Genomic DNA, 17,242 nt, shown 5'->3' with positions numbered 1-17,242 from the left:
ATTTCTGCGCTGCTTTTGCGCATAGCAAGGTTATGCCCGGCATTCCTGAAAAAAGAAGATCCCCGCAGGCGATCTTCTTGAATTCTTACTCATCATCTAACTTAAGAACGCTCATAAAGGCTGCCTGTGGGACTTCCACGTTGCCGACCTGGCGCATCCGCTTCTTTCCCTCCTTCTGCTTCTCTAAAAGCTTTCGTTTTCGGCTTATGTCGCCACCATAACATTTGGCTAACACATCTTTTCGCATGGCCTTGACGGTTTCCCGTGCGATGACCTTGCTTCCGATTGCCGCCTGTATCGGTATCTCAAAGAGATGTCTTGGAATCTCATCCTTAAGCTTCTCCGCTATCTTTCGCCCGCGCTCGTAGGCCTTCGATTCATGCACGATAAAACTCAGCGCATCTACCGGTTCTTTATTGATTAAAATGTCAAGCCGCACCAGCTCCGATTTCTGATATCCAATCAAGTCATAGTCAAAAGAAGCGTATCCTCTGCTTCTAGACTTTAACGCGTCAAAGAAATCGTAAATAATCTCATTTAGCGGTAGATGGTATGTGAGCATTGCGCGCGTATCCTCGATATACTCCATCCCCTGATATTCGCCGCGCCGATTTTGACATAGCTCCATGATGGACCCAATATATTCCGTTGGCACCATAATCTCCGCCTGCACCATAGGTTCCTCCATAGATGCGATCTCGGCGGGATCGGGCATGTCCGCGGGGTTGGATAGCTCGAGATTCTCGCCATTGGTTTTGTGAATTCTATAGATTACACCGGGGGCTGTCGTCACAAGGTCTAGGTTGAACTCTCTCTCCAAACGCTCCTGAATGATTTCCATGTGCAGCAGCCCCAAGAATCCGCATCGAAAGCCGAAACCCAGCGCTGTAGACGTCTCCGCCTCAAATTGCAGGGCTGCATCGTTAAGCTTCAATTTGTCGAGGGCGTCCCGCAGATCCTGATATCGCGATCCATCTGCCGGATACATTCCGCAGAAGACCATGGATTGAACCTTTTTATATCCCGGCAGCGCTTCCTTCGCCGGGTTCTGTGCGTCGGTAACCGTATCTCCCACCTGGGTGTGACTTACATCCTTTATACTAGCCGTAAAGTATCCCACTTCTCCGGCCGATAGCTCCTCCGCTGGAATAAAGTTGCCGGCTCCCATATATCCCACTTCGACAACCTCATATTCCTGACCGCTGGCCATCATGAGCGCACGGGTTCCCTTTCGTATGCTTCCCCTCATAATGCGGCAAAAGACGATGACGCCGCGGTAGGAATCGTAGAGAGAGTCAAAAATTAGCGCCTGCAGGGGCGCGTCATACTCCCCCTTCGGCGGTGGTATCAGCTCCACGATTTTTTGGAGAACCTCCTCCACATTAAGCCCTGTCTTGGCTGAAATCAAAGGTGCTTCCGACGCATCTAAGCCGATGATGTCCTCGATTTCCTGTTTGACAAGATCTGGGTGGGCAGCGGGCAAGTCAATTTTGTTGATCACCGGCAGAATCTCAAGATTATGCTCCAAAGCCAAATACACATTGGCCAGCGTCTGCGCCTCAATCCCCTGCGCCGCATCGACAACTAACACAGCTCCCTCACAGGCCGCCAGGCTTCTGGAAACCTCATAGTTGAAATCCACATGGCCGGGGGTATCGATCAGATTAAAAATATATTCCTGCCCATCCTCTGCCGTATAAACCAGTCGAACAGCCTGAGCTTTGATTGTAATCCCGCGTTCTCTCTCTAAATCCATATTATCCAGCACCTGCTCCTGCATCTCCCGCTCTGTCAGCAGCCCCGTCTTCTGAATAATCCGATCTGCTAAAGTGGATTTGCCGTGATCGATGTGCGCGATAATGCTAAAATTGCGAATGTACTTCTGGTCTGTCATGAATGTTCTCCCCTCTGTCTACGATCGCAGTGTAAACGGAGTCTATTTTCTCCTTGCGCGGTTTGCTGTAGGCGCATATACGTATTATAACATCCTATTATAGCATATTTCGCCGTCAAATGCTACGTTTTTTTATAGAAATTATCTTATCCATTTCCAGTTAAAACGGTATACAAGATCTCTGCGAAGGGTTCCATGGCGTCCTTTGCTTCCTGCAACGTGTTGCCCTCCGCCCCCACCTCGAGCAATAACGATTTGGGCAACATGAACGTACTGTATCGATACGCCTTCAAGTACATCTGCCGCATATATCCGGGGTACAACAGATCTGCCGCCATCTTAGTGTGGAAGCTAAAGGCCAAATTATCCTGCAAATAAGGATTGGGAAGATAGCTGATCGGCGCCATCTCTCCGTTATCCTGAAGCAGTTTACTAAGGCCATTGACGAGCATGACCTTGGCGATCTCCTTTCCGTTAACGGTCGTGACAAGGCGGCCATCGCCTCCGATGCCATCGCGGTGCATATCGATTGCAATCTCGATTGATGGATTTTCATCCAGAATGGGCTGAACGCCTTTCGTCATCCTCCCATAGGCGCCCGTCACCCCTGTCTCATCATAAACCGCTTTATGGTGCATGGTGGCAATTCCATACTTATCATTTAAAATCTGCGCCAAATAATCGCCAACTTCTAAAATCCCATATTTCGGCATGTCCGCGTACCCTTCCGTTCCGTGGGTATGAAAGATCAGAATTTTGGGTTCTGCACCGGAGAGGTCCGTCGTAAAGTCCTTTTCCATGAATGCCGCGGCGTTTAAATCCTCCGGTGTCCGTTTTACCTCATCGGAATCACACAGATAGAGGTTGACCAATTGATTGAAATCCTGAAGACTGCTAATCGGATACTGCTCTTTTAGATTTGCGACAACGGGAGCCACTGCCGATGAATCCACGACTGTCGTATAGTCGTCCTGCGGGATTCCCTTAAAGACGTCCAGCAGTGTATCTCCTCCCGTCTCGCTATTTTCCAAGGGCGGGGTGGAGGCTTCCTCGTCCTCCATATCCTCATGGGACTGTTGCATATCTGAATTCTCTGCCACATCCTGAACTGCATCTCTAGGTTCCTTGACCTGCTCTTGCCAGGGAAGTACAGCTTCTACCCAAGTCTCAACCCTCCCCGGCACAAAACCTAAGATCTCTTTCGAAACTCTTTCCCAAATGGGCTCCTGCGAAGACTTTGTATCCAAAAAAGGGAACGCGCTTTTTATAATTTCTTCTAAAAAATTTGTATCTTTCTTCTCCTGGCCTTGTGTATTTGAGGAAGCTACTTCCTTAGCTGCGCTGGTTGAAAAAAGTGTCAGCACGAGACACATCACCACGGCGATTCGCAGAAATCTTCTCTTATTGACTGTTGTTTTCACCATTGAACGACGTCACTCCCTCTGTGCGGCCTTGTCCGTTTCTCTCCGCCGATTGTATTTCCCTTCATCCTATGCGTCGGTCAATATAAATATTCCTTTAACTCCTCCGGTTCCAAATGGTGCAGAACCATGTTCAGCGCCCCTGCTATTACATTTCCCAGCCGCTGTGCAACAGCGTCCATATCTTTCGGCGTTACATACAAGTCTCCGATATTCGGCTTTAGCACCTCCTGGATGAGCTGGTACTTCTCCTGTTCAGAGAAATTTTGAAAAATGTGCATCTGGATTCCGCCCTGCGCCTTCATGGTGTCCTGCAAATATTCAATGGTATCGCTGACAATTGTGGCCGCATCCACCACGGTGGGGACTCCAATGGCAATCACCGGTACGCCAAGTGTTTTGCTGGACAGCTCTTGTCGAAAGTTTCCAACCCCGGCGCCGGGATTGATGCCCGTGTCTGCGATTTGGATCGTCGTGTTGACACGGCTCGTCCGCCTGGAGGCCAAGGCGTCGATGGCAATGACCACGTCCGGTTTTACCTTGTCGGTCAAGCCCGCTACAAGCTCGCCAGTTTCAACACCCGTCTGCCCCATTACGCCCGGAGCTATGGCACTTACAGGCCGTATGCGGTCCTTCAGCTCATGGGGCGCTACTGCGTAGAGGTGGCGCGTCACCAAAAGTCCCGATACAGCCAACGGCCCTAGGGCATCGGCTGTAACTTGTCGATTTCCCAGACCGATAACCAGTGTCTTTGTATCGTCTTTCAGAGGAATCATACGCCTCAATTCCCTTGTTAAAATCTCCATTACCTCTTGATGCGCCTCGAGAATGTTTTCCTTCAGCTCAGGACACTCTAACGTCACATACCTCCCCTTTGGTTTACCCATCGCCTTTTCCCCCTCTTCGTTCAATACCTCAACGACCGAAATCGTAACCTCATAGTCCCCTTCTCTCCGCACGGAATACCGTACCCCTGATATCTCCGACCTCTCATCCCCCACCAACTCTCTGGCCTCAAGGGCAAGGTCAGTCCGCACACTAAATCGTTGTTCATTTCCAACATATTCCTTAGCTGTTTGCTCTTCCACGCCGTCCTCCATTCCGCCATTCACACATGGACTTATCAATTCATCAGTGCTATTTACCTAGGTTTCCAATCCTATATTTTTTTCTAAAATTTTCTTTCTATGCATTGACGAGCCGACAATTATCGGGTATAATACTATGAGTGTCTTAGTTGTCCGTTCTATTCAATCCCAATATACTGATAGAATTATGTAGTCTCAGGAGGTTATGGAATATTCATGGCAAACATTAAATCTGCAAAAAAACGTATTTCCGTTATTCGTCAAAAGACACTTCGCAACAAGATGATCAAGTCACAGGTTAAAACCGCGATCAAAAAGGTGACCACCGCCGTTGCTGCCGGCGATGCTGCCGCCGCTAAGGAAGCGCTGCGGGCTGCGACCTCCACCATTGACAAGGCGAAGTCCAAGGGTGTTTTTCACAAGAACAATGCATCCCGAAAGGTATCCCGTCTGAGTAAACTGGTCAATACGATTGCATAATGATTGTTCGTTCCGGATAGAACGCTGAACGGCCACCCCCAAAAGGGGTGGCCGTTTTATTGTTGTGGTCCGTTCTGCTTGACATCACCGTCCACTGGCATACCGCATAATTGTCAGCTCAACGGCTTCCTCCGCGCTGAGCTCACCCGTTTTGACCGCGACATCGGTTTCCAACAGATTGCCCAGAATTTCGCGCAGGACGGCGGGCGAAAATTTTTTCCCCTGCGCCACATAGTTTCCGACGGCAAAGGGGGGAACCCCCAGGACTTTTGCCATCTGCGCCTGGGGCATATGGTCCTGCGCAAAGATTACAGCTTTATAGAGCAGCCGAAACTGCCTCGCAATCATGTAAAAAATACGGTATGCTGGTTCGTTGTTCTGGCACAGTCTCTTATAGATGGCCAAAGCCTCTTTAGCCTGCCTGTTCCCTATGCAATCTGTCATGCGAAAGATATTGCTTTGAGGGGATGCCGTGCAGATGGAGTCAATGTCGGCCACCGTTACATTGACTTCCATCCCCTTCAGCGATACGAGCTTTTCCATCTCCTGCGCTAGCTGATTCATATCCTGCCCTACCAGCTCGACAAAATACCGCGCCGTCGCTCCATCCATGATTTTTCCCTGTTTTTTCAACTCCCGGACCGTCCAGCGCGCTAAATCATCCCCCTGCAATCGGGAACAATCCTCCGGATGCCCATATTTTGTCATGGCTTTAAATAGCTTACTCCGCTTATCCACCTGCTCCTCGACAAATACTAAGACCGTTGTCTCCGGAATCTGCTCAAAAAAACTGAGCAGCGGATCAAATTCCCGCCCACCTTTAAACGCTTGGGAGTCCCGCACGAGGATCAGCCTCTTCTCCGCCAGAAAGGGAAGGGTTTGCCCGCTTTGGATGATGGCCTCCGCCGATGCATTGCTCCCCTCCAAAACATCGCAGTTCATCATTTCATCCTCCGGCGTCAACAGAAGGTGAAGAATTCTCTCGCTGTAGTACGTTTTTAGATAGGCTTCCTCTCCGTATAATAAATATAATCGCCCTAAAGTTCCCGCCTTAAGCTGTTCCTTTATTCCCGCCATATACACTCCAAATCCTTTCTGTATTCCCGATATTGAACACAGCCTTTTTTTAGTGTTATCAGGATCGACCCGGTATCCTCTGTCACGCGCCACGGAATTTCCAGAGCGTCGAGGCGCTGTAGCACTTCGGCATGGGGGTGTCCGTACCGATTCCCCCTCTCACAGCTGATCACCGCCAGAGAAGGGGCTGTTGTCTTCAAAAACTCATACCCCGAAGCGGTTCGCGACCCGTGATGTGCGATCTTCAGCACTGTGCAGGGGGATAGGCCGTCCACTACGGCTTCTTCCGCCGCTAAGTCCATGTCCCCAGTCAGCAAGAGACTCCACCTATGAAATTGTAGCCTCAGCACCAGGGAGCTGCCATTGATATCGGTTCCTCCCACCTCCGCTGTCGGCCAAAGACAGTCTACCGTCAATGATCCAGCATTCAGCTGGTCGCCAGCGCTGATACGCTGAATCCGGCCATCCTGTGCTGCAACGGCCATCTCCAATTCCTTTCTCGCCTCGGTATCTTGCACCGCTACATCCGCCAGATACAAAGCGTTCACCGAAAAGTCCGGGTCCCTCGCCAGTGCCAACAAGCTCTCCAAATGATCAAAATCTGGGTGCGACAAAAACATCCCTTCAATGGTTCGAATCCCCCTGGATTGGAGGTAAGGTTTCATCACACTGTCATAATTCGGTCCTCCATCCACCACATAGACGGAATCGCCCTGCTGTAAAATAAAACAATCCCCTTGTCCTACGTCGAGGAATGCGGCAACCGTCGCGTTATTTCTCCACAGGCTTAAAAATAGAATTCCGCTGGTGACAGTGGCCGCCATCGCACAGCGGTATCGCTGTCGTGTGGAAGGTCTTTTGGTATAGTATACGACACCCGCCGCCAAAATGCAAGAATAGATCAACAGCTTTCCCATGGCCGGACGTCCAGGCCGCCATACACTGAACGGCAGCTTTAGGATACATTGACAGAGCCACTCATAGGACCGCAAAATCCAGTAAACGCTTCCTAGCAATACCTCAGCCGCAAACTCCGATATCCCGCTGACGAGGCAACCGACGATGCTACCTATGACCACCAGGTTCATGGTGGGCACAACGAAGAGATTGGCCAGCGCAGAATAAGGGGAGAGCTTATAAAAGTGGTATAGCGTGACCGGCGCTGTCGCTAAAGTGACGCCAAAAGACCCTTGTATTCCTTTCCGGATTCTTTTCGGAACCCAATACAAGCGGTCAAACAGCGCCGGTGTCGCCATCAGCCCAGCAACGGCCGAAAAGGACAACTGAAAACCGGGGTCCAATATATAAAGCGGCTGATACAGCAAAATCAGCAGCGCCGCTAGACACAGTGCATTGATTGGGTCTTTCGGCCGAAATAGTATGGACGCGCTGATGTCAACGGTAATCATTAAAACCGCGCGCAGAGTGGAAATCGCTGCCCCAGTGAATATACAATATCCCCACAGTATAGAAAGACACAAGCCCGTGGCCGTTCGCTTAGATACCCCTTTGCTAAGTATCGCATAGAGCGCATAATATAGGATATGAACATGCAGTCCGGAAATGGCCAGGATATGCGCAATGCCTACATTTTGATATAGCCTTTTCACTTCCGGATCCATATGTGATTCCTCGCCAAAGATCATGGCATTGACAATACCCGCTTCCTTCTCCGGAAGGAGTCCGTTGATTCGACGCGCCAGCCGCTCCCGCAACCGGTCCATACAGCCTCGAAGGGTGAGCTTGTCTGTTTCCTGATACCTGGTGACCGCGGCCTGACAGGTATATGCGATTCCCCTGGTTTTATAATAGAGATAGGCATTAAATTCACCTGGCGTCCCCGGCAGCTGGATTTCATACAGCGTTCCCCTCAGCGCAACCCTCGTTCCCGATGTGATTTCTGCGTTGTCTGACACCCATGCGATGATTTTGGATTTCGTCCGCCGCTTTTCCTGGGATTCCCGGAGTACAACATAGGCGGGCGCGAGGGTAAGCTTCATCTTTCCGCTGGACGCAGGTTGTGCAGACAAAACCACCCCTTCCATCTCTACCTGTCCCCCATCTGGCAAGGATTCCGGGTCGATGGGGGACAGCGCCCGCACGCCTTCTAAGTAGCCAGTCAGGATTGCCAGGGCCAATAAAATCGGAAATGGATTGGGAAATCCACTTTTTTTCCAGAGCGCCCTTCCTCCCGCCAGAATGACAGCACCTGCAGAAAGGACAAGCCCCCGCCACAGAGCGGGAGCTTGTCGGTCCAAAAAAAGAGTTGCCACCAGCGTGACGCTGAAGACAACCGTCAACCATGCCAATGGCCTTGTGGGCTTCATGATACCCTCCATTCCACCGCAGCAATTTGAAAAATCAAAATGTAGAGCTTGATCTTTCAAGCTAACGCCTACTCATTCTCCTCGACTTTGACATACAGTGCATTCGGGGAGAGAAAAGATCCAAGTTTCACTTCTGTTTTATAGGTTTCAACCCTCTGTCCATCAATCAAAAACTGCACATATTGAATATTGGGCAGCTCTGTGAGTGAATTGACGATGGAATAAATTGTCAGCGCTTCCTCCCTTGGACCGCCTGACTGATTCTTCTGAAATTCTGCACTCAAATCTAGGTAGCAGACTTTATCCTTGATCATAATCTCATTGATCTCCGTGCCCGCCGGAATCGCGGAGGACAGCCCCTCCTCTTCCGGACCCTTGATCAACTCTCGAACCATCACCTCAGGCAGCTTATCTGTCAAAGTCAATGTCAACGTCCGCTTTTCTTTCGTCAATGTCACTCCGTCTTCACTGATAAAATATAAATTGACAGTCGTTTTATCTGTATAAAAATCCTGATTATACTGATTTAAAATCACCGCATCATAGGGATTGATCGTATCGACCAAGCTTGAGGATTCCGAACCATCATCCGCTCTGTCTGACTCGACATACAGCTCAATCGTATCGAATATGCCAAGGCTCAAAAGTGCCTTTCCAAGCCCAGTCCGAAACACAACGTTTTTATTCGGGGTCAGTTCCGAGTAATCTGCACTCATTTTCAACTGTAGAATGTGCTTTGTCGTGGTGATTTCACCTTCCCGCAGCTCCTCCGTGACAGTGAAGCCGCCTTCCGCATTCGATTGCTGCAGAGAATAGGTCTCCTCTCGAATTCCCTCCATCTCCACATGTTTGAAGGGGACGATGCTCACAGCCTCCACATTTTTGTCATCTGTCTCAACCCAGTCCACATTGACGAGATCCGCTAAAACCTGTTCAACAATGGCCTCCGCAGACCAGCCCTGAAAATCATAGTCTTTAACAGTCTCATAGATAGCCGTGTGGGACGCGTTAGTATAATACAGAGTGAACTCACCGGATGTAAAGACGCTGTTTGTCTTCACCGCTTCTTCCTGTAGATACGTCATTTCCTCCAAAGAAGAGCTGTCATCCGACAAATTGGAGTTTCCACACCCCGACAGTATCAGCGGCACCGCAAAGGTCACTGACACGATTCTCGCAAATCCCCGCAATACGCGTGCTGAAATTCTCATCCTGTCGCCTCCTGACTCATGACCTGCTGGAGCGGCAGCATAACAATGAAGGACGTTCCCTCGCCCACTTTACTTTTCACTCCGATGGTTCCCTTGTGAAGCAAAATGATCTGACGCACAATCGCGAGCCCAAGCCCCGTTCCGCCTGCCCCACGGTCCCGCGCCTTATCTACACGGTAAAAGCGGTGAAATAACTTGGAAAAATGCGATTCGTCAATCCCAATCCCTGTATCGGAGACCGTGATTTTTGCATCTCTGTGGTCGGAGTCCACCGTGACGGTGACGCTTCCATTTTCGACGTTGTATTTGATTCCATTCTCGATGAGATTGGACAATGCCATAGTCAGCTTCATCTCGTCCGCCTCGATCGTCACATCCCGCGCTGTGTCCAGCAGCAGTTCAATATTGCGGCGATCCGCCAGCGGCTTCAAGCGCTTCAAAATGTCTTCCGCCAGTTCATTGAGGGAAAACTTCTTGATGTTCAAAGACTTTTCACTCTCCTCAAGGCGAACCAGAGTCAACAGATCATTTACGATGGCGCTCTGCCGGTCGATCTCCGAATTTATGTCCTGTAAGAACTCTTTGTACATCTCTTCCGGCACACTATCCTGCAACAACAGTGATTCAGTCAACACTTTGATGGAACTGAGCGGCGTCTTGAGTTCGTGAGACACATTGGACACGAATTCCTGCCGTGAGGCATCGACCTCCATAAGATCATGGGTGATCCCCTGAATCGATTCCACAATGGCCCCATAATCATCCCGCCTGTGAAGGTCCACCTGTTCCTCCATGTGTCCCCCCTCCATCCGGTGCAACCACGCCTGGATGGAGGACAAAGGTTCCGTGTAGTACATAATGATAAACATCCCTAAGATGCAGGCGATGACGCCCACAAGAAGCATCAGATAGATGATCATGCCCCGATTGCTCCCCAGGCTCAACAGAAGCTTATCGATGGTAAAGAACACGTAGACGATCCCCGTAACTTTATTGGAATCGTACTGTGTGATGGGGACCGCAATCCGAATATAAACGCCATCCCTGACCTTGACGCTCTCCCCTGACAATGCCTTCAGCACATCCCCATTGACAATGGTGCGGCCAATTTTAGTCTGAGAAGAATCCTGCATCACAACAGCCTTCTCGTTCAACACGATGATCCTCGCCTCGCCGTATAGACGGCTAAAGTTCTCGACCGCCTCCTCCGTGCCCTCGCCTTTTAAGTCCATCTGCAGCTGTCCGAGAGAGATGTCCCCCGCAACAAAATTCGTATATCGGGTTATCTCCGTGATCTTTTGATTGACCCAATACCGCTCCAGGAATTGATATAAGATGTTGACAAAGATAATGGAGGACAGCATGTAGATCAACAATAGCCAGAAGGAGAGCTGGACCCGAACCTTTTTATACCACTTTACTTTCATGAGGAGCCTCCTCAATCCTTAAAGTAATACCCGACTCCCCATTTTGTGTGGATGAAGGATGGGTCCGCCGGATTGGGTTCGATCTTTTCTCTGAGCCTGCGCACATGGACATCCACCGTCCTCACGTCTCCGGGATAATCGTACCCCCACACAACATCCAGCAGCTTTTCCCGGCTGTATACCTTCCCCACGTTGTTGGACAGCAGCTCCAACAAATCAAACTCCTTCGCGGTTAAGTTGGCTTCTTTTCCTTCAATAAAGACTCTCCGGCTATCAAAATCGATCTTAAGATTCTTCATCTCCAACACATGAGAATTCTTCTCCTCATGATATTTCATCCTTCGCAGAATCGCCTTCATCCGCGCTTTTAACTCCAATATATTAAAGGGCTTGGTCATATAATCATCCGCGCCGTACTCTAGCCCCAGGATTTTGTCCATATCCTCCCCCTTGGCCGTCAACATCAGGATGGGAACGGTTGAAAACTCCCGGACCTGCTGGCATACCTGAACACCGTCCAGCTTGGGCAGCATCACGTCCAGAATCACGATGTCATACTCCTTCTCCCTGATCATCTGCAGCGCTTCCTCCCCATCGTAGGCAGCATCCACCTCCATGCTATCCTGTTCGAGGCTGAACTTGATCCCCTTCACGATAAATTTCTCATCGTCTACAACCAATACTTTTGTCGCCATCTCGTCATCCCTTTCCCCGTCACTCAACCGTTATACAGTCTTTTATCTTTTCAAAAGTGCTTTCGCCTATCCCCTTGACCTTCATAATCTCTTCTACGGATGTAAAACCCCCATGTTCTTCCCGATAGTCCAGAATATTCTGCGCGTACGCGGCTCCGATCCCCGGTAAGGCATCCAGTTCTATTTTAGATGCTAAATTAATATTGGTCAAGGGTTTTTGTTGATTTTCTCCAATTTTTTCAGCATCTGTCGGAACTTGCTGCAATACCTCCCCCTGCCTCGGCACGTAAATCTTCTGGCCATCTACAATCTTCTGAGCCAAGTTCAGCTGGGCGAGGTCCGCATCCTCCGTTGCACCGCCTGCGATCTCAATCGCCTCTTGAATGCGGGCGCCCACCGCTAAAAAGTAGACGCGATCCGGGTGCGCCACAGCACCGCTCACATGAACAGCCACCGTTGCCGGCTCCTCCGGTTCCTGGGCCGCCTCATTCCATGAGAGCTCGGATGAGTCTGCAAGAGTTTCATTCGGCTCCTGTATTGTCAGCGTATCATTTTCGTTCCATCTGGCAACCCTATACAGTAGACCTGCTATGAGAATCACCGCCATAGCTGCGCAGATTATATGTCTCCTGTGCTTTATACCCTCCACTCTCCTGGCATCTCCTCTCAGAAAATTTCGTCGATTCTATCCTTCCAGTTCAGCCATGCCTTTCAAAATTTGGCGGATTGACATGTCTCCATGGTTGAACTTTGACGTCAAATTACAACGATTTTCAATGTGATCTTTCTTTTTTTTCCAAAAAGTGTTATACTAAATAGAACATCGAAAGGAGTCTTGTTATGAAATTTTCAATTCAATTCTCTTTCCGCCGGCCTCACCGCATCCCCTGTCTACTTATGATTCCACTCTTGCTTCTGGCTACATTGTGCCCGGCACATGCGGATGAAGCTCCGGTTGTCTCCAGTGGCACAGCGGTTCTCATGGACGCCGACTCCGGCCAGGTCTTGTATGAGTCGGACGGTGCAGAGCGCTGTTTTCCCGCCAGCACAACAAAAATCATGACCTGCATGCTAGCTCTAGAGCACTGCTCCCTTGATGAAACCGTTGTCACCCCCAAAAGCTCCCTCGATATCGTCCCCGGCTCTTCCGCGATCTACGTCACGCCGGGGGAAGAGCTGACGATGGAACAATGTCTGCATGCTCTCATGATGGCATCGGCAAACGACGTGGCAAACGCGGTAGCTGAGCATGTCGCGGGCTCCCTTGACGCCTTTGTGGATATGATGAACGCCCGCGCAGAGGAGATCGGCGCCACTGACACGCACTTCGTCAACGCACACGGGCTTCACAGCGATGACCACTATACCACCGCGTATGACCTTGCTCTCATCTCCAAAGAGGCGTGGAAGCTTCCCTACTTTCAAGAACTGATCGGGGAAATGTTTTACGAGATCCCTCCCACGAATCTGTGCAACGAATCCCGCTATTTCTACCGAAAACACAAGTTAACCCGCCAGGGTACTTCTCTCTATTATGAATATTGCCTAGGTGGAAAAACCGGGTATACGACGGAAGCGGACAACACGCTTGTATCCTTCGCCCGCAAGGATGGGCTGACCCTCATCGCTGTGTCCCTATGCTGTCCCACCACACAGCAGTACCTCAACACGAAAAATCTATTTGAATACGGATATTCCCACTACCGCAGTGTCGAGTATTCTCTCACCGATACATTGATTGAACGGGTTCCTGTCTATAACGATTGCGCTTGTACAGAAAAGATTGGATATGCCGATATTGTCGCGGATGACCGATTCCAATACGCCGTATCCAATGATACGGCCGACGACTCCCTGCCTCCTTTCGATATCTCCGTGTCTCTGCCGGACTATATCATCGCGCCAGGCGATGTGGACGAATCTCTCGGCAGCGTCTCCTATCACTTGAATGGACAGCTGATCGCTGAAATCCCCTGCTACCTCAGGGAACCGGTCCGTCCCGTGTCGATTGAATCGCATCCGGCAACCGCCCCTTCATCAGCTCAAAATCATGAATCGTCGATCCCCGGTATCTTCCCCTGGTACTGGAACATCATTTTTATCAGTCTATTCCTTCTCACCTTGTCGCTTCTGATCCTCCCCGCTCTGCGGCGGAGACGACGGAAACGGAGACGGTTTTACTAAATCTTCTACACTTATAGTATCGTCGATATTAGCCGGATAAACACCGTTTTTTATAATTTTTTAATCTAGGAAACAAAAGGGAGGGTTCACATCGCCTACCGCAATGTGAGCCCTCCCTTTTGTAGGATGCATTACGCTTTGAGAATTTTGTTGATCGCCGTTACGATGGCGCGCAAAGACGATTTTGTAATGTTGGAGCTGATTCCCGCTCCATAGTAGTCCTTTCCATCACAGCGCATCTGAATATAGGTGATCGCCCTGGACTTTGAACCATATTCAAGAGAATGTTCCGAATAATTTACGACTTCAACGTCGATTCCAAGCAGCCCCTCAATTGCTTTACAGAATGCGCTGATAATTCCGTTACCTTCCCCGTGTATGGTAACATTTCGTCCGCTGTACAGCATCTCCGCTTCAATGGAAGATTGATCAGTCCCTCGAATGGCTTCTGAATAGTGAAGAAGTTTTAACGGTTCCGTACGGTTGACATACTCTTTCATAAACAAATCGTACAGTTCCTGGGGCAGCAGTTCTTTGTTGTTCGTATCGGACACCTTCGTGACCATAGGGCCAAAGTCCTTTTGAAGATTTTTGGGAAGAATGAGACCAAAGTTTTGTTCCAGGATATAGGCGACTCCGCCCTTTCCAGATTGGCTGTTAATCCGGATGATTGGGTCGTAGCTCCTCCCCACATCAGCTGGGTCAATGGGCAGATACGGGACCTCCCAATACTCGGGATGCTCTTTACCACGCGCCATTCCTTTCTTAATCGCGTCCTGGTGAGACCCAGAAAACGCAGTATACACTAATTTACCTGCATACGGATGCCGCGGGTGCACAAAAAGTCCTGTACTTTTTTCATACATCTGCACCACCTCTTCAATATTGTCAAAGTTTAGCTTTGGATCAATTCCCTGACTAAACATATTCATGGCAATATTCATGATATCCGCATTGCCCGTTCGCTCCCCGTTTCCAAACAGCGTTCCTTCCACGCGGTCCGCTCCTGCCATAAGTCCCAGTTCTGACGAGGCAACCGCGCAGCCCCTGTCATTGTGGGCGTGCAGACTTATAATAACGCTGTCGCGATCGTGAATATGCTCGCAGACATATTCAATCTGATCTGCGTACACATTCGGCGTGGCCATCTCCACGGTAGACGGAAGATTGATGATGACCTTCTTCTCCGGAGTCGGCTTCCACACATCCAACACAGCATTACAGATCTCCACTGCATACTCCATCTCCGTGCCGGTAAAGCTCTCGGGCGAATACTCAAAATGATAATTCTCAGCACCGTATTCCCTCGCCAAGTCCTGAATCATTACCGCTCCGTCCACCGCCAGCTGTGTGACCTCCTCCTTCGACATCTGAAATACCACGTCGCGCTGTAGTGTTGAGGTTGAGTTGTACAGGTGAACAATCGCATTTTTTACGCCGCGAAGCGCCTCGAAAGTCTTTCGGATAATATGCTCTCTCGACTGGGTCAATACTTGAATCGTTACGTCATCCGGAATCAGCTTCTGCTCAATCAGAGCTCTACAGAAATTATACTCCGTATCGGAGGCCGCTGGAAATCCAACCTCGATCTCCTTAAATCCTGTCTTCACCAAAAATGTAAAGAAATCTAACTTCTGCTGGAATGTCATGGGCACTTCCAGCGCTTGATTGCCATCGCGCAGATCTACGCTACACCAAATGGGCGCCTCCGTAATCTGGCGGTTGGGCCATTTGCGGTCGGGCATCGCCATGGGCGGGTAGGGTCTATACTTTTGATAGTTCATAACAATCTCTCCTTTACTATTTTTGAATCGCGGATTGGAGGTAACGCTTTTTAAGTCCTTGCTGCATCAACAGAGACGCGCATATATAAAAGTTCGCTTCGCGACCTTCCAAACTATGTCCGCCTCACGGCGGACGCTTTTTGCGGGCTTTTTACAGTTCTTTTCCTTCACGGATAAAAAAAGCCCTTCGTCTCTTATCCCTAAGAGACGAAAGGCCGATATCCTTCCGTGGTACCACTCTTCTTAGTCTTCCTCAAAAGAAAAACTCTCATCAGATACGGGCAAACGCCGATATCCTGTCATCTTAACGGTTGACTCTCCGTCTGGGCCTACTTGCAACTTCAGCCAGCCACTCCAAGGCCAGTTCAGCTCTCATCTTCTACTGTCTTCCACCACCCGACAGCTCTCTGCAAGAATTCGAAAAGCCTACTCTTCCTTCTCCAAGTGTTATCCAACTACGATTCAATTGATAGCTATACTCTACCACAGCTATCCTCAATTGTCAATAGCAATTTTATTGAATTTTGCTGCTGGCTGTCGTAATACAATACATGGACGAAACCAGATGAGGAGAAAATTCTGACCAAAACCAGAAGAAAAACGATTGCCCAGAAAAATAACCTTGCAGCATTGTCTATAGGGATAGCGAGCATCGGATTATGTATACCACAATCCCAAGCCACATCTGCTGGCGTGGATTTTTCGTGCAACTGGCTGAGAAAGGAGACTGTTTGATACGGCAGTATTTTGTATAATCACCTTGTGTTTTGTGCATAATACTGTTATAATAATGTACATGAAAGGGGGTGTATAACATGCCGCAGATTAGACCGATTACAGACCTTAGAAATACTACCGAAATTTCCGAGCTTTGCCATGCAAAGCGCGAACCGCTTTTTATTACGAAGAATGGCTACGGCGATTTAGTTGTTATGAGTATTGAAACATACGAGGAAATGATAGAAACAGCGAGGACAGACGCTGCAATCAGTGAAGCTGAACAGGAATACGTTGCTGACGGCGTTTTACTGGATGCCAGAGAAGCTCTTTCCTCTTTACGGAGGAAACACTTTGGATAAATATGTTGTAAAGCTCTATACACGCGCTTATCGAGATTTAGACGATATTTATACTTATATTGCCGGAACTCTCTTAGAACCTGACACCGCTTTGACTATGGTTGATGAATTAGAAGAAGCGATTTTCAGTCTTGAGCAGTCACCGGAACGCGGCGCAATTCGCCGCGTTGGAGCTTATGCAGGCGGAAATTACCGTCGGTTATTTGTCAAAAATTATTGTATTATTTACCGTTTGATGAAGAAAAATAAAGAAGTGCATATCGTTACAGTACGGTATACGCCGAGCAATTTCTAAAATTGAATAAAGGGTAAATATGGGAAAGACTGTCCAAAACGGGCAGTTTTTCGTTGAAAAGGAAAGAGGGGATCGTTTTCTCCCTATCCGGTTTAACCCATGTTTGACATCTCTACAAATGGTTCGTAAATTCCCAAAGTAAGTCCCACAGAGGAAACAGAGATGGAGTTACTATGAGAAACGTAGTGGAAATAAGCCTGGGAAAGCTAAAAAAGAGGCAGAAATAAGTGGAAACAGAGACAGAAAAAGAGGAAAAGGGATTGCAAACTGTAAAAAAGGG

General features: G+C 49.1%; 14 protein-coding genes and 1 other annotated feature. Of the genes, 4 read left to right on the top strand and 10 right to left on the bottom strand.

Going from position 1 to position 17,242, the window contains the following annotated elements; genetic code table 11:
• Window positions 1-85: 85 nt before the first annotated feature.
• The 3 genes from lepA to gpr all read right to left on the bottom strand — a co-directional run bounded on the left by lepA (window position 86) and on the right by gpr (window position 4,403).
• Window positions 86-1,894: a translation elongation factor 4 gene (gene lepA / locus H8730_RS10575; RefSeq protein WP_177720410.1), complete on the bottom strand. Its 1,809-nt coding sequence runs from the start codon at window positions 1,892-1,894 to the stop codon at window positions 86-88.
• A gap of 146 nt (window positions 1,895-2,040) precedes the next feature.
• Window positions 2,041-3,318, bottom strand: a complete 1,278-nt coding sequence (locus H8730_RS10570; RefSeq protein ID WP_177720412.1) for a stage II sporulation protein P — start codon at window positions 3,316-3,318, stop codon at window positions 2,041-2,043.
• Window positions 3,319-3,395: 77 nt separating this feature from the next.
• Window positions 3,396-4,403, bottom strand: a complete 1,008-nt coding sequence (gene gpr, locus H8730_RS10565) for a GPR endopeptidase (protein WP_249289816.1) — start codon at window positions 4,401-4,403, stop codon at window positions 3,396-3,398.
• A 216-nt stretch (window positions 4,404-4,619) separates the two neighbouring features.
• Between gpr and rpsT the strand changes: the two genes are divergently transcribed.
• Window positions 4,620-4,883, top strand: coding sequence for a 30S ribosomal protein S20 (gene rpsT, locus H8730_RS10560; RefSeq protein ID WP_177720413.1), 264 nt, complete (start codon window positions 4,620-4,622; stop codon window positions 4,881-4,883).
• A gap of 84 nt (window positions 4,884-4,967) precedes the next feature.
• On the opposite strand, the gene holA is transcribed toward rpsT, so the two are convergent.
• The 6 genes from holA to H8730_RS10530 all read right to left on the bottom strand — a co-directional run bounded on the left by holA (window position 4,968) and on the right by H8730_RS10530 (window position 12,269).
• The gene (gene holA, locus H8730_RS10555; RefSeq protein WP_177719871.1) at window positions 4,968-5,960 is read right to left on the bottom strand and encodes a DNA polymerase III subunit delta; all 993 of its coding nucleotides are present in this window, start codon (window positions 5,958-5,960) and stop codon (window positions 4,968-4,970) included.
• Window positions 5,948-8,287 carry a DNA internalization-related competence protein ComEC/Rec2 gene (locus H8730_RS10550; protein ID WP_249289815.1) on the bottom strand — a complete coding sequence of 780 codons (2,340 nt, stop codon included), beginning with the start codon at window positions 8,285-8,287 and terminating at the stop codon, window positions 5,948-5,950. Before H8730_RS10550 ends, holA begins: the two co-directional genes overlap by 13 nt.
• A 68-nt stretch (window positions 8,288-8,355) precedes the next feature.
• A complete protein-coding gene (locus tag H8730_RS10545; protein ID WP_249289814.1) occupies window positions 8,356-9,498 on the bottom strand; it encodes a GerMN domain-containing protein in 1,143 nt (380 codons plus the stop codon).
• The gene (locus H8730_RS10540) at window positions 9,495-10,925 is read right to left on the bottom strand and encodes a sensor histidine kinase (RefSeq protein ID WP_249289813.1); all 1,431 of its coding nucleotides are present in this window, start codon (window positions 10,923-10,925) and stop codon (window positions 9,495-9,497) included. The genes H8730_RS10545 and H8730_RS10540 overlap by 4 nt, the downstream gene beginning before the upstream one ends.
• An 11-nt stretch (window positions 10,926-10,936) precedes the next feature.
• Window positions 10,937-11,620, bottom strand: a complete 684-nt coding sequence (locus H8730_RS10535; RefSeq protein ID WP_177720270.1) for a response regulator transcription factor — start codon at window positions 11,618-11,620, stop codon at window positions 10,937-10,939.
• Between the two features lie 19 nt (window positions 11,621-11,639).
• Window positions 11,640-12,269 (bottom strand): helix-hairpin-helix domain-containing protein, encoded by a 630-nt coding sequence (locus tag H8730_RS10530; protein WP_177720269.1) that lies wholly within the window; start codon window positions 12,267-12,269, stop codon window positions 11,640-11,642.
• A 191-nt stretch (window positions 12,270-12,460) separates the two neighbouring features.
• Here H8730_RS10530 and H8730_RS10525 point away from each other — a divergent pair, with 191 nt between their 5' ends.
• Window positions 12,461-13,804, top strand: a complete 1,344-nt coding sequence (locus H8730_RS10525; RefSeq protein WP_177720268.1) for a D-alanyl-D-alanine carboxypeptidase family protein — start codon at window positions 12,461-12,463, stop codon at window positions 13,802-13,804.
• Between the two features lie 131 nt (window positions 13,805-13,935).
• On the opposite strand, the gene leuA is transcribed toward H8730_RS10525, so the two are convergent.
• Window positions 13,936-15,588 carry a 2-isopropylmalate synthase gene (gene leuA, locus H8730_RS10520; protein WP_177720267.1) on the bottom strand — a complete coding sequence of 551 codons (1,653 nt, stop codon included), beginning with the start codon at window positions 15,586-15,588 and terminating at the stop codon, window positions 13,936-13,938.
• 200 nt (window positions 15,589-15,788) lie between these two features.
• Window positions 15,789-16,040: a binding site (T-box leader), on the bottom strand.
• Window positions 16,041-16,403: 363 nt separating this feature from the next.
• Here leuA and H8730_RS10515 point away from each other — a divergent pair.
• Together H8730_RS10515 and H8730_RS10510 are read left to right on the top strand one after the other, a co-directional pair.
• Entirely contained in the window at window positions 16,404-16,667 is a 264-nt protein-coding gene (locus H8730_RS10515; RefSeq protein WP_249289812.1) for a type II toxin-antitoxin system prevent-host-death family antitoxin, read from the top strand.
• Window positions 16,660-16,962 (top strand): type II toxin-antitoxin system RelE/ParE family toxin, encoded by a 303-nt coding sequence (locus H8730_RS10510; protein ID WP_249289811.1) that lies wholly within the window; start codon window positions 16,660-16,662, stop codon window positions 16,960-16,962. Before H8730_RS10515 ends, H8730_RS10510 begins: the two co-directional genes overlap by 8 nt.
• Window positions 16,963-17,242: the final 280 nt, after the last annotated feature.

Source organism: Bianquea renquensis (assembly GCF_014384895.1).
Lineage (GTDB): Bacteria > Bacillota > Clostridia > Lachnospirales > Bianqueaceae > Bianquea > Bianquea renquensis.
Note: the sequence above shows the minus strand (reverse complement) of the source record. Positions and strands in the feature narration are given on the sequence as shown.